Source organism: Corynebacterium freiburgense (assembly GCF_030408815.1).
Lineage (GTDB): Bacteria > Actinomycetota > Actinomycetes > Mycobacteriales > Mycobacteriaceae > Corynebacterium > Corynebacterium freiburgense.
In genome coordinates, this window is the sequence record NZ_CP047355.1 from 219,945 (window position 1) to 246,726 (window position 26,782).

Here is a 26,782-nt window from a genome sequence, read left to right on the forward strand (position 1 = left end):
ATCATTCAAATGATCTACTGGGCGATCGCCCTGGCAGGCCTCTTCGGCGCAATCACGGCACTTACCACACGTGAAGACGCCTACACAGCAGGCGACCGCTACCCGAAATTCGCGTGGGTCGGCATGCTTATTGGATCATCTGCCGCCGTAGTTACCGGAATTGGCGGAATGCCATTCCTGAGCTGGATAGGCATTGTACTTATCGGTGTGTACTGGTTTGACGTACGCCCTCAAATCAAAGACATCCTTAGCGGCAACTACTGGTAATCCTCAGCGGCTGTCTCTCGAGCTGCTAAATCCATCCAGCGGCCCGTATGGTTCGCATGTTCGGCGCATCCCCGAACCGGGGTTAATGGGCAATAATTTTGCAGCCTGAATGATAACCTGGGCATATGACGAGGGGGATTGATCAATTATCTCAACAACTAATCACCACAAAAGAACTCGACCCAACTGAACGTCGAAGGATCTACCGAGAAGCAGAAAAAGGCAAATACATGCCCGTGATCGCTGGAGTGTTTATCGATCGAGAGCTCTTTGAACACCTAGCACCATGGGAGCAATATCGCGTTCGGTCTTTGTCTGCGGGTGCCAGCGGTGTTCGAATCTTAGCGGGTTCATCCGCGGCGTCTGCATGGAACTTATGGTCGATGGCGAAGGGGTCGGATCCAATAGAATATTATCTAGATCAGTGCCAAAAAGATTTGCAAAATATTGGGATTCGGCTACCTGGGCGAATCTCGACAGACCGTTGGTCACAGGGAAAAATCGCGAAAGCAACCACTATTCCTTTAACCGCACTGGATCTTTTACGCAATCAAAACTTCGAATCATGTTTTATGGCTGTTTGTTGTGCGCTTCACTACGATCTTTGCTCGATGGAAGAATTTGCTGAGATTGCTCAAGACTCTCCAGAGTTTCAACGGATCCTTCGGCTAGTTGATGAGTCAGTAGAATCTGCAGCAGAGGCATATTTTCTTGCGCAAATTCGCAAAGATGATGACATTAAAGTAATTCCTCAGGTCACGGTAGTTGATGGCCAGGGGAAAACTCGGCGACCAGATTTTCAGATTCGTAACACCAATATCCTCATCGAAATCTCGGGGGTTGGAAAATTTGGCGACACAGAAGATGAACAACAGTTCAGGATTGCTGAGGCGGCAGAACGGCTAGATGCTTTGGTGGCAGCTGGCTACATTGTTTGGGGATTTTCGGCCAAACAAGTATTCTCGGGTTCTGCGTATCGGCGATTAAGGCAGAAATTGGCCGCGCCCAGAAAGTTATAAATAAGTAAGGTCGCATATTCCATAAAATCGGGCGAAAAATCGGGCGAAAAAATGGAATCTGTGACATTGTTCCAAAGCGTGGGAAAATGCTTCCAAAAGTATGAGACCATCCCAAACCCCGCCTCAAACCACCCCAAAACTCCACCCAAGCCTCAGGCGAAACCCGCCCCAAACCCCCACCCCAAATCCAAAAGTGCGCTAGATCACAAAATCTAGCGCACTCTTGGTTTTACACTCTTGGTTTTACTTAGCTGCCGGATACACTCCATCCTCACCCAAGCGGGCGTCTGGGTCCAATAGCAATGCGATTTCTGCTTCGTGAGCTCCAATAGCTGGGAAGCGGCGGCCTTCAACCACAGTAAACAGGTCTATTTGGCCAACCATGCCAGCTTCCAACCGGCGGGCACCGGCGGCCAACCTGGTGTTCGCCTGGGATCGCCATTCTTCCACGTCGTAGCCAGCGGCTTCCAATGCGGCTTCGAACACACCAGGATGCGCCAGAACTACCACGGCAGCTACGTGGCCAAAGCCCAGGGAGGTGAGCACACCGGCTTTTACGTTTCCGGCACCTAGGGAAAGTGGTGCGCGGAGCCAGACCAGTGGTTCGGCTAGCGGCTGGATTAATGGGTCTACGCAGTCCAGGGCGGCGTTTTGGGGTAGGTCGCCGGAGGAGAGGACGTGGCATAGGCCTGCGATTTGGAAGAGTGCGGCGCCACCTTTGGCATGTCCGGTTAAGGACTTTTGGGAGATTACAAAGAGTGGGTTCGCGGAATCACGGCCCAGAGCGCGCCAGAGTCGGGTGTGCAGTTCGGACTCATTGGGGTCGTTGGCATTGGTGGAGGTGTCGTGTTTGCTGAGTACTCGCACGTCATCTGGGGTGAGGCCCAGGCCAGCCAGAGAACGAGCTAGTACAGAATTGGTGCCGCCACGTCCAGCTGCCAGGGCGCCGAGTCCTGGGGCTGGGATGGAGGTGTGCATTCCATCTGCATAGGACTGGGCGTGTGCTACTACACCGTAGACTGGTAAGCCTAGGCGGGCCGCGACGTCGCCACGCGCGATCAGGACGGTTCCGCCACCTTCAGCTTCGACGAATCCGCCGCGGCGTCGGTCGTTGGCGCGGGAGTAGAAGCGCTCGTTAATGCCCTTTGCGGCCAGGGCGGCAGACTCAGCGGTGGCGTTCATATCGCCGAAGCCGGTAAGGGACTCTACGGAGATATCGTCAATACCGCCAGTGACCACAAAATCAGCTTTGCCCAGACGGATCTTGTCCACGCCTTCTTCCAGAGAAACCGCAGCGGTGGCGCAGGCGGCGACTGGGTGGATCATTTGTCCATAGCCACCGACCAGGGACTGCATTACATGGGCAGCCACTACGTTTGGCAAGGCTTCCTGCAGGATATCGCTGGGTCGTTCTTCGCCGAGGAAGCGCGTCACAAACACCTTGTGCAGGGATTCCATGCCGCCGATGCCGGTGCCTTGGGTGGAGGACACGTCGGCTGGATGCACGGCCCGCAGTAGTTCAGCCGGGCTAAAGCCAGCGCTTAAGAAAGCATCTACAGCGGTGACCAGGTTCCATACGGCGATGCGGTCTAGTCCTTCGATCATGGTGCCGGGAATGCCCCATTTAGCTGGATCGAAGTCGGTTGGCATTTGTCCGCCAACAATGCGGGAAAGTGCAGCGCGTCGAGGCACCCGAGCGGTTGCGCCGCGCTTCTTTTGTACTTCCCATTCACCGTCTTCGGTTGGGTTAATGCTGGTGGTGGCGGGATCAGCGTCCAAGTAGTCGCGTGCCTCGGTTTCGGTGGGTACAACGAAGGTGATGTCCCGATCAAGGTAGACAGTGGCCACATCGATGGAACCTTCGTTTACCAATGTGTAGTCATCAACAAAGCGGCGGATACCGGCGCGGGCAACTACTTCATCGCGGAAGCGGTCGTAAATGTCTTCTTCGGCGACGGCGGTGCCGGAAGCATCGTACCAGCCTGGGGTTGGGTCGTCGGCCCAGTACACAAGGCCAGTCATCCAGGCGAGTTCTAGTACGCCGGCGGCGGTGAGGTCTACATCTCCGTCGCGTTTGATTCCGTATTCGGCCTGGGTGCGGGTGCGGCGTGAGCCCCACGAGGACACTTCGCCGAGGCCCACAATTACCACCATGTCTTCTAATGGTGTGGTTACTTTGCCGAGGTCAATGCCGCTTGCCTGTACCGGTACATTCAGGGATGGCAGTGCAGCGATTGTTACGGGTTTTTCAACCTCAGTGTCGCTTTCCGACGCCCGCTCCAGCGATGCCGCCAATTCCGGCAGCGATACCTTGGCATCAGCGAGTCCACCGGTAAAGTCTGCATCGATTGGTTGCTTAGAAGCTTGTTTACGGGCTTCTGGGGTGCATAGACCAAGTAGTTCCGTTGAGATTTCTTCTGGACTATACACATGGATGCCGTGCTTACGGACCAGCGGTACGAGCGGATCATTACCGCCCATAAGATTCGTGCCCGCAACCCAACCAATACGTGCTTGCGCTAGTGTGACGGAACTCGGCCAGCCTTGTTCGGCATGCCACTTGGCCAGGATGGCGTCGAATGCTGCTTTGACTTCGCCGTAGGCGCCATCACCACCGAAGACACCACGGTTTGGAGAACCAGGCAAGAGGATATGTGCGCGAGTTCCGCTGCCACGGGATGCCAATTCGGCTACGCCAGCGATGGTGCGCTCTACGCTCCATAGGAGGAGACGTGCTTGGTTCTCGGCATTCGGGCCAGCGTCTGCAAGGCTGCCGGAGACACGTGGTGCGGCGAATGGGAAGACCAGTGTTGGTACCAAGGCGGGCTTAGTAATTTGCACATCTTTACCTACGGTGACTTTTTGTTCTGCGCCAATCCAGTGGATAAGGGCATCAATATCACGGTAGGAGGACATATTCGCCGGGACAATCCATAGTTTCGCATGTGGAGATGCATGCTCGGCGTAGAGTTTGCGGGCGTATTCCTTGCGGGCATCGTCCACGCGGGAGGCGGTCATAATGACTGTTGCGCCACCGGAGAGGAGTTTTTCCACAAGAGCACTTGCAATGGAGCCAGGGGCGGCACCGGTGACCAGCGCAATATCGTCGGCCCAAGGTTCATCGGCAGGTTGAGCCGCCACGGTGGAAATCTGTTGGAGAAGCTCTGGATTGTCGGAATGATCAGCCCACCATGCGGCCTGTTGGGCCACAACATTGCCAGTTCCGGCGAAGCGTTCGACTGGTATTTCGGCTCCATTGGCTACGCGGGCGAGGTCTTCGCGAGCGCTGGCCCAACGGTCGTCAAACAAAACGGCGCGTTGTTCGTCAAAGCTAGGGGTGACCAGCTTCAACCATTGTGGTCCGAGTTCCGCCTCAACGGCTTCTACCAGGGCAGTATCTGTATTTGTTTCGGCCTCAGGGGGTGGTGCGGCTAGACCGAGCTGATCAAGAATAGTGCGTGCCATTCCAGCGAGGACACCATCAGGGCCGGTGACGGTATCGGCGTAGGCGTCAAGGGCTGCGGAATCAACAACACTGCCACCTGAGCCTTCGCCACCTCCGCCACCAAGGGAGACAGCAACATTATGTTGGGCTGCCACCTGGGCGACTGCGGCGTCGATAAGCGAATCGAGGGCACCACGCGAGCTTGGGTTTTCGGTCGGTAGGCTACCAATATTCCCGCCGCGTACGGATTCGCCCTCACGCGTGCCTAATACCAGTTCTGCCTCAATATGCGGGGTCCAGGATTGCGGCAATCCCCACGAGCCCGTAACACGCTCACCGATATACGTTGGCTTTTGCGACGCCCCGCCCGTCAATGTGCGCAGCCGGCCACGTACCACTTCCGTAAGTACTGGGCCAAATGCCGTATACCCTGGGGCGGCGGTAGCTACCCGGGACTTTAAAGTATCCACATCGGCTTCGGCGGCACCATCAATTGTGGGCACACCTAATTCTGCGGACATATCCATAAGCAGTTGGTTACGGCGAGACGAAACACCATTGGTCAAGGTTTCGGTGGTGTCCGTGCCAGCGATCTGATCCAGACGAACTTTATTTTGCACCGCAAAAAGGAACATAATGGCGTCCGCGGCAGTAAAAGGAAGTTCACCAGCGGCCTGAGAACCACCAGTCGGAGCAGGCGCAGGAACCGGAACAGCCTCAACCACTGGGGCTGACTCTGCAGCCGGAGCCACTGCCTCGGCTGGTGATTGAGCCTCGGCTGATGTTTGGGCATCGGCTGGCGCGGCTTCTGAGGTTTCCTCTTCTTCTGTTATCGGCGCTGGTGCGGATTTCGGATCGGCCAAATTTACGGCATCAGCATCGCGTTCAACATTGAATACCCGAACCTGTGCACCTGCATTCTTCGGGATTTCCAATGTGCGAACAGCCAGATTGGCCAAGGTTGGGGCAGAAGCCAAACCAACCTCAACAATGTGTTCGACCTGTGCTTGATTAATCAGCAGGTCTTGGGTTTCAATCCACCGAACTGGGGAGGCGAATTGCCAGCTTAAAAGCTCGATCATTAGGAGACGTGCAAGCTGGGATTCATCTTGGGTTTCAAATTCCCCGCTATCAAGCAGTTCGCGCAATGGTTTAGATGGGACTACGGCGCAGATTGCTTCGGCGAATTCCCGGTCGAGGGCGAATGGGCGCGCGACAAGGTTTGGAACGTACCGTCCTAGTAGTGCCGGAATATCCAATTCCTGTGGCAGTAGTTCGTCGAGTTTCGCGGCGAATGCTGGTACGCCAGGACGCAATACGCGTGAGTGGAATGGCACATCAATGCCTGGGATTTGCACATATGCGCGCTCTCCGCCGCGAGCGTGCGCGTCTGCGGCAAGGGCCTTTAAACCAGCGACAGTGCCTGCTACCGCATACTGTTGACCAGCCACATTGTAGTTTACGATCTCCAAAAATTCGCCGGAGCGTTCTGCAATATCTGCAACATAGCCAACAACTTGCGAATCATCCAGGCCAAACATATTCGGGCGTAGGGCGCCAAGGCGGTAATTGGAACGACCGGCGGCGTCGCGTTCCACTAGGGAGTGCATAGCTGAGCCACGGGAGAACACAATATCGATTACGGCTTCAAGGTCAAAGATATTTGCAAGGGAAGCCAAAGCGGTGTATTCGCCGAGCGAGTGTCCAGCGTATAGGGATCCTGGAACAATTGTGCCTGCTTCACGCAAACGCTCAGTCTGTCCATAAGCTACAACGGCAAGAGCAACTTGGGTGAATTGCGTCAAATACAACACACCCTTTGGATGACGGAATACGGTGTCTCCGACTTTCAGTTCGGTTGGATTATCGTCCACAACATGGACAATGGAGAACCCAAGATTGGCTTTGGTATGTGCGTCTGCGCGTTCCCATACGGCACGGGCGGCCGCTGATGCGGCACGGTCGCCAGCGGCCATACCTGGGGATTGAATGCCTTGGCCAGGGTAAATATAGGCAGTCTTTGGGGCGGCCAAAATAGCCTGGCCACGGGATACCACATTGCCATCAATTCGGCAGGTGACTTCTACTGCGGAAAGTGCGCCTTCGGCTGAGCGGCCAATGCGTTCGGCGGTGATTTCCACCTGATCCAGCAATTGCACCATGCCGTACATGGAATAGGTCCAGCTCACCAGGCGGGCACCCGCGCTGGCTAGGTGTTGTGCGGTAGCGGATAGCCACATGCCGTGTACAAGCGGAGCATGGAGACCTACAAGTTGCGCGGCATTAGTGGAGGTGTGAATTGGGTTGTAGTCACCGGACACCATCGCAAATGGGGTCATATCGGCGGGTGCGGTCACAATTGCTTGGCGGATAAAGTGGCGTGGAGTGTCCACAATATCAATGTCTTTTCCGCCCCAATCTGGTGCGGCTGATGGGGGTTGTGCACTGGTCACACGTCCACGAACGGCAAAGCGTTCTACCAGCCGGGCTACTATGGTGTCGTCGCATGTCAGCGTGAGGTTTACGGTGACAATGCGGCCGGATGCGGATTCTTCAAGTGGCGCAGTTTCGGCTTCCACATGGATAGTGCGGCCGTTAGCGAGTTCTTCGAGCGGTACCAAGAGCTCAACGCAGTGATCGAGATGGACAGCATTGAGCAGGCCTTCAATAACGGGGTAGCCATCTGGAAGATATGCCGAACCAAGTGCCGCATAGATGGCAGGCCAACATGGCCCAACGAGTGCATCGGCAGTGCCTTTATTTAGCGGAGCATCTGCCACTGGGATACCCGCGCCAGTTACGGCGGTGTGTTGGGTGAGTAGGTCTGCTGGGAAGGTAAAGGAATCGCGTTCAACACCGAATGCCGTTCCGTCCTTTGGTTCCACTTCTGGCAGTGCGGTAATGCTATCGCCTGCTGCGGATGTGGAGCCTACACCTGCTACGGCAGCGAGGAGACCATAGACCGCATCTGGGAGGGCATCATGTTCTACCACGGGGGATGCACCGGTGGCGGTATCTGCTGTGAGGGCAATAGGGATATCTACTTGGGTAACTACGTATGGGGTTTCACCTTCGTATTCGTCCCAAACAGAGTCTGCATGGATGCGGATCGTCCAAATATTGCCGTCTTCTACTGGCGGAATGATTTCTGCAGCTTCGGGGGACATTACGTGTGCTGGGTTATCAATTAAATGCCCGTGCCACACAATATGCGGAGCTTCGCGCAGGAGGGCCTCACCAGTTTTTACTTCGCCAAGGCGGGCGAATACTTTTGCGGGGGTGTGGTCGAGGGTTTCGGCGCAGGCTTGTTCGAAGCGGCCCAGGAGGTCAGCAACGGGTTCATCGATGCGGTCTATACCTGCTACGGATACTGGTCCGGGGATAACACGCACTGCGTCGGCTGGGTAGCGCTCGTCTTGGGATTGCCATAGTGTATCCAATCCCCACCAGCGGGCCAGGTCAGCGTCGATTGCGGGTACCCAAGGCATTGGTTTGTGGTGTTTGCGGTTGAGTCCGATAAACCAGGAGGCATCGCGCGCACCAACCTTAAGTTCGCGCGCCTGTGGATAGGCGTTTAGCAGCTTTTCGACGGCCGCGGGCCCGTCCATCGCATCATCAATGCTTGGGAAGAGTGTTTCAATCTCGCCATGATCTTGGGCAGAAAGGCGAGCTTCAATACGGTGCAGCAGATCAAAGAAACGGTCCGGCCAAGTGGGATCCGTCCATGGGTAGGCAAGATCCACAAAACGCTCAACCCATTCGGCATAGGTCATTTCCTGGACATCACCGAAGTATGGTTTTGCGGTTTTATTTAACGCGGCAATGATTTCATCGCGTCGGGCAGCCATTGCCTCGTCGCTTGGCTCAATCGAGGAAATAAGGCGCGAACATGCGGCGGAAGCATTATCCACTTCATACATATCCGCATGGAGGTGGGAAAGCCCAGAAGTTACGCCACCCTTTGAATCACCGCGACCTACCCAGCCTTCTGAAATACCAGGAGTGTCTTTGAGTAATTGCTTAACCTGCGGGGAAGTCTTTGCTTCCTTGGTGGTCATTGCTGCGGTACCAACCAAAATGCCGTCTACTGGCATTGCTGGTACATGGTATTTAGTTGACCAAGAACCAGTGAGATATTCAGTGGCTTTTTCTGGAGTGCCAATACCGCCACCAACACAAACCACAACATTTGGTTCCCTGCGGATTTCCGCGTAGGTGGCCAAGAGTAAATCATCTAGATTGACCCATGAGTGGTGCCCGCCAGCGTGGCCGTCTTCTACCTGCATAATAATGCTGGTTTCTGGGTTTGCGCGGGCAATTGTAAGCACTGCACGGATTTGCTCGACAGTGCCGGGTTTAAAGCTGATATACGGGAAGCCATCTTCATGGAGTTGGGCAATAAGCTCATTGGCTTCTTCGAGTTCAGGGATACCAGCAGAAATTGTCACACCGTTAATAGCGGTACCAGCGGCGCGCGAACGAGACACAATCCGCTGCACACCGAATTGCAGATTCCACATATACCGGTCGAAGAACATGGAGTTAAATTGCGCTGCGCGTCCTGGTTGCAATTGTGCGACCAGCCCGTCGCGGTTCTTTGCAAACACTTCTTCGGAGTATTGCCCACCGCCAGCAAGTTCGGCCCAAAAGCCCTTATTTGCAGCGGCCGCCACAATATCGGGGTCTACAGTCGTGGGGGTCATACCAGCAAGCAGGATTGGGGAATAGCCGGTCAGACGGCTAAAGGCGGTAACTACCTTAATGCTGCCATCTGGGAGTTCTACAAGTTTCGGCGCGAAGCGCTCCCATGTTTCCTCTTGGTGGATTTCTGCGCCAGGGGTTGCAAGGAGGTCCCGTTCTTCCATTGTGCCTGCTGGAACCATAGTGATTCCGGTGCCTTCGAGCAGTGGCGTAGTAATGCGTTGTAAGCCGTGTCCAGCTTCGGTGACTAGCAGGTGGGACACCTCTGTTGATGCCAGGAATTTTTCTAATTCCGCAGGCCAGTCATGGTGATTGACCAAAATATCGTTAGCAAGGCGTTGGGCGTCAATATCCAATTCGAGTTGTTTTGCCCATGCGGCGGCTTGATCGGCGGCAGGTTGCATTGCGCTGTGGTGGAATGGCGCAGAAACCTCAAGGTAATGGAATTGTGGTTCAACGCGGGTGCCGCCTGTGTGTTTATCGTCCAGCGCGGAATTATGTTCGGCGGCAGCTTGTTCGATTAGGCTTTCTACTTTGGTGAGGTTGCCAGGGGAACCTGATATGACAAACTTTTTATAGCCATTTCTGAGCGCTAATTCCGCACCAGCAACCTGATCAACTGCCTGCGTAACGACGTCGCGTGGTGCATTTTTTACACTCAGCATCCAGGTTTCTCCGGGCTGGGCGCCTAATTCCTGCGCGCCGAGTGTGGTAGCAGTGCCTAGCAGCAAGGCAAATGCCAGGACGTCGATAAGTTTTTCCTCGTCGTTGATCGCATAAGCGGCGGCTACCCCAAGGCTGCCCTGAGAATGGCCAATAAAATCGGTTTTGCTCAGATCAAGTCCAGAGTTCTGCAAATGCCACATAGCTGCGATTTGCTTTAAAACAATTCCTGGCACACTAACCGCAGGTGTTGAATCAATTTCAATTACGCTAGGGGCGTCCGGATGAGTAATAAGGTCTTTTAGGCGAGCATCTGCTCCGGGGACTGTCGTAGCCCGCTGCCGCGCAAATGGTGCGATGCGGCGTTCAGCTTGTTCCAATAAAGGCACTAGACGAGGGTCTTCAGTCTCTTCTAGTGCCTTTGCCCAGGGGGACGCCTGGCCGGAAAAAAGAAGCGCCGGGTGCTCAAAAGAATGGAGCGGCAGCAGGGAGGACAGCATCATACAAAACTCCTAGTGTGAATCTAAACCAAAGATGGCTTATTGAGTGCGTCCAGAGAATGCTAACAAGCAGTACTTTCATCGTCGAATACATAAATGTATCGTGCCTGTACGGTGGGGAAAAATTAGTTTTCTAACAGTTGCTTCCCAGGAACTTAAGCGTTGCTAAAAGAGATTTGGTGTAGGGAAGTACCAATTGAAAATTACTTCGATGTTGGCTCGGAGCAGGCAAAAAGCAATGAAAGTACCATATGAACCACATCTTCGCTCTCAAGCATGGTGCCCCTACGTTCAAATGGGCCATCTTCCAAAATTAATTCTGTTTTCCAGGCGGAAACACCAGTAGCCCGTAGTGTAATTCCAATAACTGCCTGTGCAATCGCTTCTGGCCGATAGCTTAATGTGCGACCTACATGTTGAACAATGAGTTCTAATACTTTTGAGACGCGAAGTACAAAATCACGATTAATATCTTTAAACTGGATTGCCCATTCCGGGACACGTGCGGCACGAGATAATAATTCATTGTGGAGAATGAAAAATTCACGGGTCAGCCCTAGATCAGCTTGTGCCTGCGAAAGGAATTTTGTCACTCTGACCTTGGCTTCGGCTTCGTTTACTGGATCTGGCGTTGGGGCTGTCCAGTGCTCAACAACCTGATCTAGTTTGCGAATAATTCGCTGATAGGCGTCTTGGGCTACATGCGTAAAAAGCTCTTCTTTTGAGGCGTAATTAGAGTAAAAAGCTCCCCGGGTAAGTCCTGCGTCTTTGCAAATTCGTTGCTGTGTACAGCCTTCAATGCCGTGCTCAATTATTACGGCGCGAGCGGATTCGACTAGACGACGCTGAGTTTGCAAACGATCGCTCATATTGAAGTGTCACTTTCCGAGGCAATGAATAACACCAAGTTTAAAATGTATTACCAGCCATTGTGCCACTGCTAGCGCCTACTGTGTAGGGCGCCAGCGTACGCAAATTAGTGCGATTACTAGTCGAAAATAACCGTTCGATTTCCATGGACCTGTACCCGATCCTCCAAATGAAAACGCAGCCCACGAGCAAGCACTACTTTTTCAGCATCGCGGCCTAAGCGCTGCATATTGGTGGGGGTGTCCTTATGGCTCACGCGAATAACATCTTGCTCAATAATGGGGCCATCATCAAGATCAGTGGTGGCATAGTGGCAGGTTGCGCCGATTAGCTTTACGCCCCGCTTATATGCTTGGTGATATGGCCGTGCTCCCATAAACGATGGCAAGAAACTGTGATGAATATTTATGGCACGGCCCTCCCACATTTCGCAAAGATCTGGGGGCAGGATTTGCATAAAACGTGCTAGTACAATTGCCTCTGGATTATGTTGCTCAACAATCGCGGCCACCTGATCAAAAGCTTTCCGCTTTCCCACGGCGTCTTTAGGGAAAGGCACATGGTGGAATGGAATTCCGTGATTTTCTGCAATATGGCGCAGATCATCGTGATTGCCAATAATAGCGGCGACTTCCATTGGATAATCGTTTTGGTCCACCCGGCCCAGTAAATCATGCAGGCAGTGACCTTCTTTGGTCACTAATATAACCGCTTTTTTAGGGTGCGCGGTATCCCAAATTCGCCACCGAGTTTCCGCCCCAAGCTCTTCGGCGATTAATCCAAAGCGTTCCTTTAATTCTGCGAAACTTACTTCAATGGAATCTGCGCGAACTGCCTGGCGGGTAAAAAACCATCCACTTTCAGGATCGGTGAAATACCCGGCCTCTGTGATCCAACCCCCAAGCTCAGCGATAAAACTTGAGAGCTTTGCCACGATGCCCGTGGAGTCCGGGCATCCAAGAGTGAGAACGTATTGGTGTTCGGTTGGCGAATTGGTGCTCATTGCGGGGATTTTACCCCAGGATCTCCTTCATGGCCTCACGGGTCTGGGTAATGCTGAGGTTGAGGAATTGCCCAAGTTGCTCATCGCTCATACCGGCGCTAATTAAACCAGCGGTTCGCACAATAAGATTGTCGTTATTTAGAAACGCAGTAATGTACGGATTGTCACTGGCGCGTTCAATGTCCGCATTTGGAGCGTCCATTTTCAACTCATATACAAGGTATTCATCTGTTACCGTAATATCCACCGGTACGCCGTGATCAGAAACATACACACGATCACCATGCACTGGAACATTTGCTAAACCAATACGCTGGAAAAAGCTCGCAACACGTTGCGGCGTAACAAACGGTGTGTCCTCCTTGGTGAGGTGTAGGGCGGGGGCGTCGGCGTCGGGAAGCAAACCGGTGAGCCGGGCAATTTCGGGGTGAATCTCAGGACAATCCTGCATTAGTAAGCTCCCTTCAGCGTACGGGTCAGATCAGCAGCCTGGCGCAACGACGTGCGCACAAAATTATGGAGTTGCGCCAATGTGTACGGAGTGCTGGCGTCAAGCACGGCCTCGCCTGCAACCTCCAGCGGAAGAGCCTTCATCCCTGGATTCTCTAGATTCCAACGATCGCAAGCGGCAGGATTAGCGGTAAAACCATCGGTAAAATGCACCATGGCGTTATAGATATTAAAGCCCGGATCATAGGCGAACGTTACTTGGTAGCCGTCTTGATGCACATGGAATGCCGTGCCATTAGCATTACTTTCAAAATCCAGATCCTCGACCCCAAGAACGATCGATAGCCCTTTTGTACGTAACGATAAGTCTGGTTCTTTTGCTTTATTTTTGCCTCTGGCCATTGCATCTCCTCAAACGCTGGGTATTTCGATTCCAAACCTAGCTTGAAGCAAGGTTGCTTACAAGGTGAGGAAGTGTGATAAGAGGCCAAAGGTTGGAGCTGTTGACTCCACAGTGGGGCTCATTGGTAGCAGCTTATGGACACTCGATGTAGCGGATTATGTACAGTACACGGCGGTTATTAAACCTAATTTGGGTTAACAGAAGCGATTGTCTGCTGTGCACCAAGCATTGATAATTAATTTCTTACGATTTCTTTTTTGCTAGTGCGATCAATGCATTAATAGCTAAAATGCAGCTCAAGAAAGTTGATAGTGCAATAGCGTATGCTAATTGCGTAGGTTGGGTATTGCCAAGTGCATAAGTTAGTTTTAAATAAAGAGCTACGATGATGGAAATCCAAGCAGGAATGCCGAGGAGCTTCACTAATCTAACTGATATTGAATTACTTGTCGTGCCTGAAAACTTTTTAGCCCGCTTATATGTTGAATGCAGGATAAGCGACGAGAATACTAGAAGCAAAAGAAATGTGAACATGTAAATCAATTCTGAAACAAGGGAAGCTTTGTAAAATGTCTCAGCGCTGGTAGTAGAGGTGCACCGAGGTCCACGGTATGTTTTGCTGCTTCGAAGACTTTGTAAGCCAAGAGGCAGTAAGAGTGGTGGTAAGAGTTGAATGAGCACCAACGTTGGTTTGGTCTTGATAATGACAGTGGGGCAGATTCCTCTGATCCACTACGGGGTGATTGACGTATTTGTATTACAGTGCTACCCGGGTTGGCGAGTGCTAATGAACAACATGTGCGCAGGAAGTGATTTTGGAGCTAAAGATCTCCTCAAAATAATCCCTCCTTAGGTTAGGTTGAGTGGTTGTAAGAATCGTAATAGAAAGCTGTTTAGTTTTATGCAGGTAGTGATATTGATTGCCCCCTAAAGTTCTACTCGGTGAATGATTTTGTTAGATATAAGTGCACGTCAATAGGTTTAATTTCAGCTAGTGCAGTGGGTGGACTGGTGGCAGTGGGGGTAGCTAGCGTTTGTGTTTAGTATGTTATTTTAATGACGGTAAGGGTATGGAAATCACTACTCTTCTGTCGAATTACTAAATTGATGTTCGTTTAGGGTATTGCAATGTCTCTGGGTGTATAGCGGACTTCTAGGGTTGTAGCTTCGAGGATGGGCGGTATAAAGTGCCAGGCAAAAACCAGGTTTTTCTCTTTTAATTTCTTAAATAATCTTGCTGCCAAATGCGTAGCTCGTAATAGAGAGGCTTACGGTGATTGAGTTAGTCGGCGTCGAAGTGGGGTACGGGAACAAGTCAGTTCTGTATGAGATTAGTTTTCGCGCAGAAATCGGAAGATGCTACGTACTTGCTGGCGCTAATGGGAGCGGGAAAACAACTTTACTAAAGGCGATCGTTGGGCTAATTCCTGTGAAAAAAGGCCTAATCTATTTTGGTTCCGAACAAGTTAAAGGAATACCAAGAATTGCGGGTAAAATTGGCATCGCATTAGGGCCGGAAATGTTGCCTAAGATGTTAACGGTTTCGCAGATAATTAATCTAAAGGGTTCGCTCGCCGAAGTTTCCATTAAATCTGCCGAGGAAGTTAGATCAATGCCGGGTAGCAAATTTCACCTTTGTGATAGACCATAGGCAAATGGTTGCTCGAACCTTAAGTCGGCAATCCGCGCGGAACTCACCACTCCATACCGTCCTTAATTATGGTGGTATGGATCCTATGGAAAATCTTGTACTCACTGCACTTGCGTCTGGCGTTACTGCTGCGGATATTCGGGCGTTGGTTTCGGAGGCGCGCGATCACGGAATTACTACTGTGGTTGTTCCGCCGCATTTGCTTCACGTGGTGGGTGATCAATCGGGCGTGCAGCCCAGCATCCGGATTATTTCTACTTCTGGTTGGCCGTCGGGTAATCATCATGTGCTGGTGAAGGCTGCTGAGGCCCGATTGGCGGTGCAAAGTGGTGCGGAAGGTGTGATTTTCGTTCCTGATTTGGGTCAGCTCGATAATCAAAATGCGCTGATTACGGAGATTGTTACTGTCCGCGAATCTGTTCCACATCCAGCTGCGCTAATTGTGGCATTACGCGGGCCAAACGCCAGTATGGTTCAAACGGCGCGGATGGCGGGTGCCGATCAAGTATTAATTATCGACGCCGCGCCCTCCGACATTGCCGGTATCGAAGGCCCAGCCTGGGCTAAGGGCTCCGACGAAGCCGCACTACTCGATGCGGGGGCAAACAAGGTCCTGATGGAAAGGGGGTAAAACTTTATTGCACAGGCGCCGGTGGTTGCGCTGGTTGCTGGAGTTGGCTGATATTTACGTTTTCGCCTTCGAGTTCAAGGTTAACGCCGTTTTCAACTACTTCAACTTTGGTGGTTCGGAGTTCTCCGCCGAATTCGTTGGCGCCGACTCGTAGTGATTGGGAGATGGCATCGGAGACCTCTGGCGGGAGGTCGAAGCCGAGGATGCTGGCGTTGGAAGCGTCTAGAATCAGCTGCCCGTTTTCTGCTCGGGGGCTAATTTCAAGGGTGGCGCTGCCTTGCGCAAGCTCGACGATAAGGACATTGCGGGCGGCGTCGGTACGCATGGCGGAGACTTTGACTAAGTCGCCGAGAATGCCTTGACTGCTGGCTTGTTGGGCCTGTGCGAGCAAGTAGTCTGTGGGCATACTGGTTGCCAATGTAAGGTTTTGGGCAATGGGGTTGGCATTGTCGGCAATGTTTAGCGACTTAACCTTAATGTGGGTTTCAGGGTTACCAGTTCCGCTTTGGGGGTTTAATGTGGAGGGCACATCGATTTCCACCTTCGGAACATTCTTAGTAACTGCGGAGAAAAGCAATGGTGTGGGGCCAAAAGATACGCTTGGCTGTGGATCCTGCTCGGTAAGACCAGAATTAGTGGCAATATTTTGTCGGAGTTCCTTCCCGACCATTGAGCGGACGCCGATCTCCGCTGTCACACAAATAACTAGGATTACCGCAAAGAGCACAGCCAGAATCTTTTTCATTCTCCGAGTATCCCGTAATACAGAGGATTCCGCTACATCATCACGCGTTAAGATTGCTTTTCGACGCCACTTTAGTGGCCGTTATCGGTGGGTTTACGTTGCCTAAGGTTTTCTAACATCAGCGAAAGTGCTGCAGAAATAATGCCAGTTGATACTGCGGGAGTTGCTTGCCAGTCGAAGGCGAAAACTCCAATCCCTAATAGCAGTGTGAGGGTAGCGAACAGGAGTATCGAGTAGCGTAGTGCCCTTTCCATATAGGCAATATTATATAAGTTCTGGATCTATTAGCGTTTAGCTCTTCCTGTGCTCGTTTTTCGGCGCTGTGCGATATGTCACCTGGCGGAAGTGGCGTCGGTGGCGGAAGTGGCGTCGAAAATCAATGAATGGTGTGCAATTGGTTACCTGGGGCTTGTCGCCGAAAACACCATCTTGTGTGCGATTGGTGTAAAAAGCGACATTTTCTAGGGTGAAATCACTAACTTTTGTCGCTAAATACACCAATTGGGGGCAATATGGTGTAAAAAACGACGTTAGATATGGATTCATTAATAGCTTGTCGCCGCAAACCCTGCTTTTCGATGCCGCGTCCCGTGCTGTTTGGGGTTTTAGGGTTGCTGGGATGTGTGGTGTTGGGAAACTTGCTGTGGTTTGCGCAGTGACCTGGTAAATGCCCATGCGGTGATAGCGAACAGCACTGGCGCGCGCCAGTTGGAAAAAATGACTGAGAATGCGGTGACCCATATACACATAGTGGTGGCCCACTGGTTGGCGTGAGAGCGCCTTGCCACATAGCATTTCGCATCTTCCTGCGTCCAGAGCACCAGTGTGAAAGCGGTTGCGGCGCAAAATACAAACACTCCTGCGGCTGCGAGTGACCTAAATAGAATGAGTACGAACGCTATGGCCAGGTACCCAATACCTAACATGAAAATATTTTTGTTTCGCATGAATCGTTAATTTCCATTAATCAAATTGGCAGGGGTGCTCTTTGTGAATGTGGGTGCTCTATGGGGTCCTATTCGAACCCATGAACACCCGGAGCATGTCCTGTTTAAATATACGCTCTTTCCCCAAAATCCTCGTTGTGCTTTTACTTTTATCGGTCGAGACAATCGTGCCGCTGGCTTACACTTTCTCGATCTAAAAGCTAGGCCACATACTGCCACGGAACGGTAAGAAGATTGTCGCGGATGCGGCGGCGCACGGGATTCAGGGGTACACCATCATTAATTAATAGCTGGCGTGCTTCTCGCCAGCGGATCCGCGGACCGTATGGTGCCCAACCTGCGGCACGGTCCCAGGCTGCGTCGGCTTGTTGGAGAAGATCGTAGATATTTTCGCCTGCTATATTGCGGTGGATCAAGGCTTTGGGGAGTCGTTCTGCAAGTTCTGAGGGGCGCTCGGTGTGGCGGGGGTCCCAGGCAAGCGTGAGGGATTGGGGCCCGGTGGCGTCGAGAAGCACCCAGGAGCAGCGTCGCCCAAGTTCATCGCATGTGCCTTCGACAAAGAAGCCATTGGGGGCAAGCCTAGAACATACTGTTTGCCATGCGTCTGTGACTTGGGAGGCGTCGTACTGGCGGAGCACATTGAATGCGCGTACGAGCGTGGGGGTGTAGCCGGCTAGTTCGAAACCGCCAAGTTCAAACCGAACGCCATTGCGTGGTGGTAGAACACGGTTGGGGTCGATTTCCAGGCCGATAACTTCAATATCTGGTCGGCTGCGTCGTAGCCACGTTGCCCATTCGCAGGTGGTGGTGTGGGAAGCGCCGTAGCCAACGTCAATGGCTAACGGGCTTTTCGAATGCATAAGTGATCGTTGAATATTTGATTCATACGTCATCCAACGATCACATCGGCGCAGCCTATTAATATTTGTAGTTCCGCGCGTTATTACCCCAATGGGGCCTTTGGAATGAAATCCTTGAGCGGTAAATGTAGCCCGCAAATTGTGGGCATGATCAGCCATTTAGAGGTTTTCAGAAATCCACTTTTCGGTAAGGGCGGCTTCATTGGTCACGAGTTCGCCGAGGGCATCGGCAACCTTTGGCTCAATGGCAGGGCCCATAAATGGGATGGTCACACTTACCTCATTCGCATACGTGAGTGTTGTGGTGTCACCTTCGCCGGAAATCGTAATATCGCCCTTAAAATCAACCGGTGCGCCCTTGACATCAGCTGTGTAATTGGCGGCGGTGGGGGAGGACACCGTGAACACACGCTTGATCTTTAAAGACTGGCTGATCATGGCGCGCACAGCTTCAGGCAGCAATTCCATTGGCATGATCTCATACAACACGGCTTCTGCGCCGTTTTCAGTTTGTGTGAAGGAGTGCACTTCGCCGGGTTCCGTGGACAGGTTCGCCACGTTGTACGCCCAGTAATCGGCGTTTGTTAGCGCAGCCACGACCTTTTCGGGGGCGTGGTTGATAGTTACAGAGTTTTCTATACGCGTAGCCATAACCAACAGACTACCGTTAGAGGCGTGATTCATTCATCGCTAGCCGAGCAACTCGCCGCAATACCCGACGCTACCCTGGACCCAGATGCCACATTTGCCCAGCTCACCACACTCCATCTTGGTGGGAAACCAGCACTTGCTGTGCGCTGCGCGACCATTACTGCGGCAGCAAACACAGTTTCGCTTCTCGACGCCGCGGGGGTACCGCAGTTAATCGTCGGCGGAGGCTCAAACCTGGTTATTGCGGATGGTGAGATTAATCTTGTTGCCGTAATCCTAGAATGTGACACCATTACAATCGATCGCTCTACCGGAATCGTCCGAGCCGAAGCCGGTGCAGTTTGGGATGACGTTGTATCGCTAACCGTTGAATCAGGTCTTGGGGGTATCGAATGCCTGTCTGGAATTCCAGGCTCTGCAGGCGCTACACCCGTACAAAACGTCGGAGCCTATGGTGTAGAAATTTCCGACGTTCTAACCCGAGTACATCTGTGGGATCGTAAACGTGGTGTTGATGAATGGGTGGATGCTAGTGCCCTTGAATTATCGTATAGATATTCTAATTTAAAGTTCACTGGCCGAGCTGTGGTGCTGGAAGTGGAATTAGCCCTAAATGTGGATGGTCTCAGTGCACCTTTGCGTTTTGGTGAACTAGTTCGAGTATTGGATGCCCAAGCTGGTGCACGTGTTTCAGCGGGACAGGTTCGTGAAGCTGTGCTTGCCTTACGGAAAGGCAAGGGCATGGTCTATGAACCAACCGACCATGACACCTGGTCTGCCGGATCCTTTTTTACAAATCCAATTGTGTCCGCAGAATCCGTTTCGCAGGTGCGTTCCGTAGCGGAGAGGCTTGGTGTTGCGGAAGGTATGCCTTGTTTTGAAGTTGATGGAGGTTGGAAGCTTTCTGCAGCTTGGCTAATTGATAAGGCCGGTTATACCAAGGGCTATCCAGGTGAAAGCGCCGCAGCTCGATTGTCCACGAAACATACTTTGGCGCTGACAAATCGCGGTAACGCAACCACAAACGATCTAGTGGAGCTGGCAAGGGATATTTGCCATGGTGTACATCAAGTATTTGGTGTGAAACTAGAACCCGAACCCGTGTGGATTGGGGTGGAAATCTAGTTCCTGGGTGGCCGTATCATCGAGTGGACATCCTTAGGGTGAATACTAAGGTGTAAACACTACATTTAAGCTTGGTGGTTCCAAGCAGTAATATTTCGTAGTTTTTGTTTTGGATATAGGCATTAGAGCTCTTCAAAAGTGAGAGCTCTTTGTTAAAAGTATGGGAGTGCGGATTTCTATTAAAGTTTGAAGAGTGAACCATAAAACCATGGCACAGTGATGTGCTGGAAATTAAAAAATCACGGGCTAAAATTACAGCTAGTTGCCATCGTGATTTAGGTTTTCACTTTTCTTTTCAATACTCCAAATGCAGACAAGACTGCAGATGGAAAAAATAATAGTGTGGGGCCGAGAATGGTAAAGTCTGAGTCTATTGAACCCATTCCAAGTGCGATTAACGAACAAATTATACCAAGTGATCCAATAATAAATCCAAAAAAGTTTTTTATTTTCATGGTTCCCACCAATTCAAATATATGTTACGCCTTTAAGCATTGACCCAGGTCAACGGCGGTGCCCACCTTTGGCAAGCTTTTTGTCCTGTGTCGCGCGACTGTAGGCGGCTGGAATTTGCCCATTCTGTCAACGTTATATTCGATCTTAAATGTAACCGCCTTGCAAGGTGGATACCCTGCTTTGAGACAATCCATCAACTCCTTCGAAAGTTTCGTTGTTTTTAGTTTGGCTGAGTTCACTCCTGTAGTTGTAAATGAGAGGAATGTGGAAAAGGAGCGTGTGAGGGAGAGTTTGAATAGCTTACGAAGCTGCAAGTCGACTCCTAGAAGTTGATGCGAGCTATTTAACTCTCGGCGGAAGTGGTGTGTCCACTTTAGGTATAAAAATCCAAAAAGTTCAATGTTTTTATCCAAATAGTTCGTTCTATATCAGTAAATCAGCCTGCAAAATTTATTTCGACCAGCAAGTATGCTAATTACAGTGACTATTGCCACAATATAATGATTGCGTTGTGAGCATTTGTTCTCATTAATGAGACATTAACTGGCAAGTTCCGTTATGGTCGGGCAATTATTGTATTTTTCAGTCGGGGTACTGTGACGAAAACAGTTGTATGCTCAGTATATGGCCAAAACCTAAGCAGGCATGAGGGATGTCTAAACAAGGGAGAGGTATATGAGAGCAACCCGAAACTTTGGGCAAGCAATTGGGGTCGCGGCGTCGATAAGCATGGTGGTGAGCGTGCCATATGCAGGAGCGCAAGAAGCGGGAGAGTGCCCGGCCGTGGAAATCGTCGCCACACGCGGGACAATGGAAGACAGTGTCGGGCCGCAACAATACGGAGACGCCCAAAGCAACGGCTTTGAAGGCGATACCCTAAGCCGATTTTTCCGCTACATGGAACAACGCCACGGCATCGAAGTTTTTGATGAAGTAGCTGTAACCGGAGTATCAGAAGGCGCATACCGAGCAGAGCCCGAACTACCCCAAGAAGTCATACATCCAGCCGAAAACGAAGACAGATTTACCGCAGCCACGCGACTTATTCTGGAACAAGGCTCAATAAGCACAGTTATAGAACCATTTATGAGCTTCCTGCGCTCAGTCTTCGATGGCGAAAATACCATACCTAAAGCAATGAATGCCGAGCACAACCAGCAAGGATGCGACCCCGGCATTATATTAGTCGGCTACTCCCAAGGGGCAATGGTACTGCAGCCATACGAAGAACAACTTGCCCAAGAAGGAAAACTCATTGGTTCACTCATGCTTGGAAACCCAGAATTAAAACTAGGCCATGCAGATGCAGGGCAACCACAACACTCCGGAGGACTATTCGCACTATCAAGCGCGCCACCACAGCAAATCGCACCGCGATACGAGTACTGCAAACGCAATGACTTTGTATGCGACACCTCGGCGGATGTCTCAGGGGGCATCGATATGCATCTTTCCTACTTTGACCCCGAATTACCCTACGACAGCAATGACGAAGCGGCGGCCGACATGGTCGCGCAGTGGGTAGAAACAGCGAAAACTAATTAACTTTGGCACAACGCTGGTGAGTTTCGGCCGACATGGGGTTTTGATGCTTGTTCTAATAAGCTTTCTGCCAAGCGAGCAGAAAGCAATCATGGATATCTAATGTGTGCTTCCTTGATCGCGCCTGAAAACGATGATGAAAATTAAGATTGAAACGATCTTCAACACGCCAGGGAAGGGGCGTGTAGTGCAAAGGCTAAGGGACCTAAGGTATGTAACTGCATACCTTAGGTCCTTGCCGGTGATCGTTGTTTATTCGTAGATCAGGATTTTAATGCGTACTGGCTCTGGTTCATTAACAAACTCAGCCATGGTTTCTTCTACTTGGATTGTCTGGTCGGGTGATAGTTCCCTTTGAGAGTCGTTTCTATGGGTGCAGGCATCTATTTTTTTGGGAGAGAACCATTCGACATAAGGCTTTGTGCCGTCGGTAAAAAGCACGCCAATACCGGTGTGGGTTTCCCAAATACTCGGATGGTGGTCAATGTCGTAGAAATCGGACTCGTCGAATCCTAGTTCAGTGGCATGTGGAACATAGGTGTATTCACAAAACACATAAGCTTTCTCAATAGGGGAGTCAAACACTTCGTTCAGTTTAAAACTATCGCGAGTAAGAATCACTTCGGCTAAGTCCTGGTCAATGTTTGAAAAACACCCAGTCAATGCTGCCATGCTCGAAATAACGGCCAAGAGTTTTGCAATATTCTTCATATCAAGATTAGGGATTATTTACGATTAATGTGCCGTCACGGGAGTATGGCTCACAAAGTTTGACAGCATCTGCATTAAGAATGGCGCGAAAGCTTTTAATATTACAAGTTAATTTGATGCATGTCACAAATTAAATAATAATGCTAATATATGCATGACTTTTCTTTCATTTAAAAGTTCGATTTTGCTTTTTCGGTAGATAAGAGTTCTTGCGTGGGCTTTTATGGCCGTTGAGGTTGTGAACATATAGGGCAAAAGTTCCATACCTACCAACCAGCGTTGTATGGATTTCTGCACGAAATGAGAGAGCTTTAAAAACATGCCCAAGCTTTAATCAAGTGCAGTATTGGTCACGGTTGGGATGCCGCTTTGAACCCTAGTAATCTTCCGTCCAGCTGTAGGTTTGGTTTGGGTATGCTCGGAACCATGGATGAGCGTTCAGTGTGCGAATGGGTTCCGGATCGTCGAATGGCATTTTGGATGAATCTTGTGGGCCTAGTGCTCACGATTGCAGCGTTCTTTGGTCTTATGTTTTTGTATTCGATGAACCGTGCGCAAGGCGTCTCATTGGTTTTTGACCCAGTGCAATTGGTTTTAAGTGTAGTGATACTGTTCGTTCTGTCGCTTGCGCTAGTGATTGTGCACGAGTTGCTTCATGGGTTTGCCATTCGAACTCTTGGACATAAACCAAAATACGGTGCACTTATGCTTGGAAAAGTGCTGCCGGCTTTCTACTGCACCGCCCCGGGTGCGATTTTCTCAAAAGCAGGATTTATTTATATCGCACTTCTTCCAGCAATTGTGCTCACAATCCTTCCGGCTTTGTGGATTGTTGTTGATTTTCCCGGTAGTGGTTGGCTTGTATTGCCTGCTTCATTTGTTTTCGGTGGTGCTATTGGGGATTTCTTTTTGGTTGGTCGAACACTTCGTACTCCGGCAGGCACCCGTGTTGAAGATCTTAGAGATGGGGTGCGGTTTCATCCGGCTTTATCGGAGGGTGTCCCAGGAGAAGGTGCCAATAAAGTCAACTGACGTATCTTTTACCCTTTCGCCTGTGTATTTATAGTGGTAGAGCAGGATTGCGCAATTGTAATTGTGTTTGGATTTCTGTTTTGTTAAGGCATGTTGGAATTCATCAAAATAGGATGTTCCCGCTAAAAGGTGTTCTAGTACTTGTGGCTCCGGAGAGGTAATAATTTCCATGAAATCCTCGTCGATGTCTTCGAGCCTGAATTTGGTAAGAAAATCAGATTGAGCACCACATTCGGAGTAGCTTAATTCTGTATATTCGTAAAATTCTTCTTCGCTTGCGTACGTGCCCGCCCAAATTGAAACGACTGCAGGTGCGGGTTCCGGGAAGTCCCAGGCTGCTAATGGATAATTGGTGCTTTTAGCAAGGAGAATGAGTTGCTCCCAGTTGTCGAATTTTGGGTTTATGGCGAGAACCATGTCGCGTGTTAGGGGAGTGAGTGTATGTATTAGCTCAGTTGCATAACGTGTGGCACGCGTTTGTCTGCTCGTTGAAATAAACGCAATAATCGTTTCGGATTTATCCATTAGCAGCTTTCCGCGTGAAGGGTGACATTGGAGAAGTTTCCCAATTTCAGGTCACGAGCTGAAATAAAGAAGTGTCCGATTCCAGTGTCGCCAAGCATAAGCGAAACACCATCGGTTTTTTCGATTGAGTCGATTTGAAAAAACATTTGTTGATCACTCCCAGGGGTGCGGGGGTCGCCTTGAAGGAATGATCCCCAACCAGGCCCAAAGAAAATGCCCCCAAGTTGGCGTGCGTGAATTCGTTCGAGCTTTCGCCTAGTCGGCCTCGTTTGCTCGAATGGCATTTTGATGAGTTCGAAATTGCTATCGGTGTAATTTGGCGGTTGGTCGCAGAGCCGTCCTTGGAGTGTAAAAAACCCGTTTTCAAATAGCTGAACGGTATTAGCAGAGGACCACTCAAGGTGGCCTTCTGGGATTTCTGTGGTGGGGAGTAATCGGACGTGGCAGCTTTGGTGCGGGGAGTCGGCTATAAAAAACTGCAGGAGTCCGCTTTGGGGAAAACTCGATTCCTTTGGGAGTTTTGGCAATGTGTTTAAGTTCAGCTGGGCAAGGTGCAACATTGGTACACCATTGCTATCGGCGGGCCATGGATACTGAGGGGAAATAAGTGCTGGCCCGCCAAGGCGGCTGCCACTTGCTGAAATATGCTCGCAAGTCTTGCTGTCTGAGTGTACCGGTGTTGGCGTAAGCACAAGGATTCGACGGCGATGTGCTTCTAATACGGTGATGTAGTTCTCGGGCACATTGCCTAAAGGGGGCTTGTAGATTTCAGCAGGGGAGTGGTGCACGATTGCCAGTGTAACCGAGCTAGTTTTCTGATTCTTTTTGAAGTTTCAGCAGCCGGAAACGATTAACCGCAGCCATAATTTCGTGGCGTCGGGGGCGTGCGTAAAGCCCTGGGTGTTCCCGATGCGGGGAGAGCATTTCCAAACCGAAATCATCCATATCGGCGCAAAGATCGTCTACCAGTTCGCGTAAAGTCCCGCCGTCGCACATTTCGGCGACGCAATCTAGGGCATGTGCAAGGCCTGCAGTTTGCGCGGCGTCGATAATCTGTGTGAGTGCGCCGAGGTGAATTGCTTCTTTTCCATAGCGGATTTCGTGTTTGCCTAAGGCTTTTGCGGGCTTTGTTTTGCCGGGAGCGTCAAGGCTCAGTGGGATCCTGTTTTCGATTTTGCCTATCTGCGGCTCGTTTGCTGCGGGCTGTTTGTCGGCCAGAGTGTGAGCTTTGGCGGTGACATCAGTGGGGATATAGGCGTCCATGGCGATAACGAGGTCGGCAACTTCAAAAAATGCGCCAGAGCCCCCCGCTACAAGAATGGTGGATACGCCAAGTGAGTTAAATAAAGGGCGTATACGCTGCACAAATGGGGTGATTGGTTCGCTGGTATCGGGGATGAGTTGCTGCATAAGCTCGTCGCGAATCATAAAGTTTGTTGCCGACGTATCTTCATCAATCAGGAGTGCGGTTGCGCCTGCCTCGATGGCTTCAACTACATTTGCTGCCTGGGAAGTTGATCCTGAAGCGTTGGTTGTATAGAAGTTGTGTGTGTTTGCGCCGGAGGGGAGATTGTTTATAAATGTTGAAATATCTACCCCGGTTACTGCGCGTCCGTCTTCGGAGCGGATTGCGGCAGCATCATTTCGGGTAATTACCCATTCGCGGCCGTCATTAGCAATATGTGAATAGACGCCCTGTTCGATGGCGCGAAGAAGTGTGGATTTTCCATGGAAGCCACCACCGATAATTACGGTAATGCCTTCAGGAATGGCCATACCAGTAATGGTTTGTCCACTCGGAAGTTTGAATTGAGTTTCTAAGGATGCTGGCGATTTGAATGGAATTGCGCCTTCCTGCAGGGGAAGATCTGAATCCCCGGATTCACGTGGCAGGATAGCGTCATTGCCAATAAACGCAATGAGTTTTTGCTCAATAAGCTGCCTGCGTAGCCATTCTTGGTCCCGGAAAAGTGTTACCTGTTCGGCAAGTTTTTCATGATCAAGATTATGGAAAAAAAGACTTTGTTCAACGATTTGCGGTAATGCAACCGTAAGCAGATGGGATGCTTCGCGGCCGCGAATTCGGCGGCCATTTGCGGGTAGTGCAACGGTGATTCGGGCTTCGATTGTATTCTCGGTAAATTTGATGCTTGTACGTTCTAGAATTGCCTGACCGAAACGGCCAATACTAATTCTTTTAAAATCGGCCGCAGCGTGTGCGAATGCACGCGTAAGAAAGTCGGCAGTTGCGATGCGCCCCTCGCTATCATTGACCAGGTGTTCGGGTATTTCTGCGGCCTGGCGGTCCACAATAACGCGCATTAATGAAGGTGGTGCATAGGGGTCAGATTGCACGCGGTCAATAGATAGTGTGATGTCATCTGCTATTGGATATGAGCCACGGAGGCTTTTATATGCACCATAGTTTTTGCCATCAAGATTATGTAGTGAACGGGCCAGGTGAGAATTTGAATCATTACGATGTGAATGGTGGGGCATGCAGGTAATGGTACTCGCAGCAGCGCGTAAATCTTTGTAATAATGATCAAATACGCGATGCGCGAGCAAGCTTTTCTGCAATGCTC

Annotated in this window: 21 protein-coding genes; 8 read left to right on the forward strand and 13 right to left on the reverse strand. The window is 50.9% G+C overall.

Features of this window, described 5'->3' with window-relative positions; genetic code table 11:
* Nucleotides 1–9 precede the first annotated feature (9 nt).
* Nucleotides 10–267 (forward strand): DUF2516 family protein, encoded by a 258-nt coding sequence (locus CFREI_RS01010; protein ID WP_051255961.1) that lies wholly within the window; start codon nt 10–12, stop codon nt 265–267.
* A 125-nt stretch (nt 268–392) separates the two neighbouring features.
* Nucleotides 393–1,286: a hypothetical protein gene (locus tag CFREI_RS01015; protein ID WP_027012554.1), complete on the forward strand. Its 894-nt coding sequence runs from the start codon at nt 393–395 to the stop codon at nt 1,284–1,286.
* Nucleotides 1,287–1,529: 243 nt separating this feature from the next.
* Here the strand turns inward: CFREI_RS01015 and CFREI_RS01020 are convergent, their stop codons facing one another.
* The 5 genes from CFREI_RS01020 to CFREI_RS01040 all read right to left on the reverse strand — a co-directional run bounded on the left by CFREI_RS01020 (nt 1,530) and on the right by CFREI_RS01040 (nt 13,320).
* Nucleotides 1,530–10,598, reverse strand: a complete 9,069-nt coding sequence (locus CFREI_RS01020) for a type I polyketide synthase (RefSeq protein WP_027012555.1) — start codon at nt 10,596–10,598, stop codon at nt 1,530–1,532.
* 200 nt (nt 10,599–10,798) lie between these two features.
* Nucleotides 10,799–11,464: a TetR/AcrR family transcriptional regulator gene (locus tag CFREI_RS01025; protein WP_051255919.1), complete on the reverse strand. Its 666-nt coding sequence runs from the start codon at nt 11,462–11,464 to the stop codon at nt 10,799–10,801.
* A 119-nt stretch (nt 11,465–11,583) separates the two neighbouring features.
* Entirely contained in the window at nt 11,584–12,468 is an 885-nt protein-coding gene (purU, locus tag CFREI_RS01030) for a formyltetrahydrofolate deformylase (protein ID WP_027012556.1), read from the reverse strand.
* A gap of 10 nt (nt 12,469–12,478) precedes the next feature.
* On the reverse strand, nt 12,479–12,919 hold the full coding sequence (locus CFREI_RS01035) for a hypothetical protein (protein WP_027012557.1): 441 nt from the start codon (nt 12,917–12,919) through the stop codon (nt 12,479–12,481).
* Nucleotides 12,919–13,320 (reverse strand): hypothetical protein, encoded by a 402-nt coding sequence (locus CFREI_RS01040; protein WP_027012558.1) that lies wholly within the window; start codon nt 13,318–13,320, stop codon nt 12,919–12,921. The genes CFREI_RS01035 and CFREI_RS01040 overlap by 1 nt, the downstream gene beginning before the upstream one ends.
* A 1,274-nt stretch (nt 13,321–14,594) precedes the next feature.
* Here CFREI_RS01040 and CFREI_RS01045 point away from each other — a divergent pair.
* Together CFREI_RS01045 and CFREI_RS01050 are read left to right on the forward strand one after the other, a co-directional pair.
* The gene (locus CFREI_RS01045) at nt 14,595–14,972 is read left to right on the forward strand and encodes an ATP-binding cassette domain-containing protein (RefSeq protein WP_051255920.1); all 378 of its coding nucleotides are present in this window, start codon (nt 14,595–14,597) and stop codon (nt 14,970–14,972) included.
* Between the two features lie 4 nt (nt 14,973–14,976).
* The gene (locus CFREI_RS01050) at nt 14,977–15,603 is read left to right on the forward strand and encodes a beta/alpha barrel domain-containing protein (protein WP_156907744.1); all 627 of its coding nucleotides are present in this window, start codon (nt 14,977–14,979) and stop codon (nt 15,601–15,603) included.
* Nucleotides 15,604–15,607: 4 nt separating this feature from the next.
* On the opposite strand, the gene CFREI_RS01055 is transcribed toward CFREI_RS01050, so the two are convergent.
* Both CFREI_RS01055 and CFREI_RS01060 read right to left on the reverse strand, forming a co-directional pair.
* The gene (locus CFREI_RS01055; RefSeq protein WP_027012561.1) at nt 15,608–16,348 is read right to left on the reverse strand and encodes an LmeA family phospholipid-binding protein; all 741 of its coding nucleotides are present in this window, start codon (nt 16,346–16,348) and stop codon (nt 15,608–15,610) included.
* Nucleotides 16,349–16,419: 71 nt separating this feature from the next.
* A complete protein-coding gene (locus CFREI_RS01060) occupies nt 16,420–16,602 on the reverse strand; it encodes a hypothetical protein (protein WP_156907745.1) in 183 nt (60 codons plus the stop codon).
* Nucleotides 16,603–16,651: 49 nt separating this feature from the next.
* Here CFREI_RS01060 and CFREI_RS01065 point away from each other — a divergent pair, with 49 nt between their 5' ends.
* On the forward strand, nt 16,652–16,813 hold the full coding sequence (locus CFREI_RS01065) for a hypothetical protein (RefSeq protein WP_156907746.1): 162 nt from the start codon (nt 16,652–16,654) through the stop codon (nt 16,811–16,813).
* 682 nt (nt 16,814–17,495) lie between these two features.
* On the opposite strand, the gene CFREI_RS01070 is transcribed toward CFREI_RS01065, so the two are convergent.
* Both CFREI_RS01070 and CFREI_RS01075 read right to left on the reverse strand, forming a co-directional pair.
* The gene (locus CFREI_RS01070; protein ID WP_027012563.1) at nt 17,496–18,314 is read right to left on the reverse strand and encodes a methylase; all 819 of its coding nucleotides are present in this window, start codon (nt 18,312–18,314) and stop codon (nt 17,496–17,498) included.
* Entirely contained in the window at nt 18,315–18,806 is a 492-nt protein-coding gene (locus CFREI_RS01075; RefSeq protein WP_027012564.1) for a DUF2505 domain-containing protein, read from the reverse strand.
* Between the two features lie 24 nt (nt 18,807–18,830).
* Between CFREI_RS01075 and CFREI_RS01080 the strand changes: the two genes are divergently transcribed.
* Both CFREI_RS01080 and CFREI_RS01085 read left to right on the forward strand, forming a co-directional pair.
* The gene (locus CFREI_RS01080; protein ID WP_027012565.1) at nt 18,831–19,931 is read left to right on the forward strand and encodes a UDP-N-acetylmuramate dehydrogenase; all 1,101 of its coding nucleotides are present in this window, start codon (nt 18,831–18,833) and stop codon (nt 19,929–19,931) included.
* Between the two features lie 1,131 nt (nt 19,932–21,062).
* Entirely contained in the window at nt 21,063–21,932 is an 870-nt protein-coding gene (locus tag CFREI_RS01085; RefSeq protein ID WP_027012567.1) for a cutinase family protein, read from the forward strand.
* 249 nt (nt 21,933–22,181) lie between these two features.
* On the opposite strand, the gene CFREI_RS01090 is transcribed toward CFREI_RS01085, so the two are convergent.
* The gene (locus tag CFREI_RS01090; RefSeq protein WP_027012568.1) at nt 22,182–22,640 is read right to left on the reverse strand and encodes a hypothetical protein; all 459 of its coding nucleotides are present in this window, start codon (nt 22,638–22,640) and stop codon (nt 22,182–22,184) included.
* Between the two features lie 426 nt (nt 22,641–23,066).
* On the opposite strand from CFREI_RS01090, the gene CFREI_RS01095 reads away from it, so the two are divergent.
* Nucleotides 23,067–23,672, forward strand: a complete 606-nt coding sequence (locus CFREI_RS01095) for a DUF3267 domain-containing protein (protein WP_169719149.1) — start codon at nt 23,067–23,069, stop codon at nt 23,670–23,672.
* Here CFREI_RS01095 and CFREI_RS01100 read toward each other — a convergent pair.
* From CFREI_RS01100 to CFREI_RS01110, 3 genes are read right to left on the reverse strand one after another with little or no spacing between them, the layout of a single operon-like run.
* Nucleotides 23,628–24,197, reverse strand: coding sequence for an immunity 22 family protein (locus CFREI_RS01100; RefSeq protein WP_027012570.1), 570 nt, complete (start codon nt 24,195–24,197; stop codon nt 23,628–23,630). The genes CFREI_RS01095 and CFREI_RS01100 overlap by 45 nt on opposite strands.
* Nucleotides 24,197–24,985 (reverse strand): DUF1963 domain-containing protein, encoded by a 789-nt coding sequence (locus CFREI_RS01105; RefSeq protein WP_027012571.1) that lies wholly within the window; start codon nt 24,983–24,985, stop codon nt 24,197–24,199. Before CFREI_RS01105 ends, CFREI_RS01100 begins: the two co-directional genes overlap by 1 nt.
* A 19-nt stretch (nt 24,986–25,004) precedes the next feature.
* Nucleotides 25,005–26,696: an ABC-ATPase domain-containing protein gene (locus CFREI_RS01110; protein ID WP_035112095.1), complete on the reverse strand. Its 1,692-nt coding sequence runs from the start codon at nt 26,694–26,696 to the stop codon at nt 25,005–25,007.
* Between the last annotated feature and the right edge of the window lie 86 nt (nt 26,697–26,782).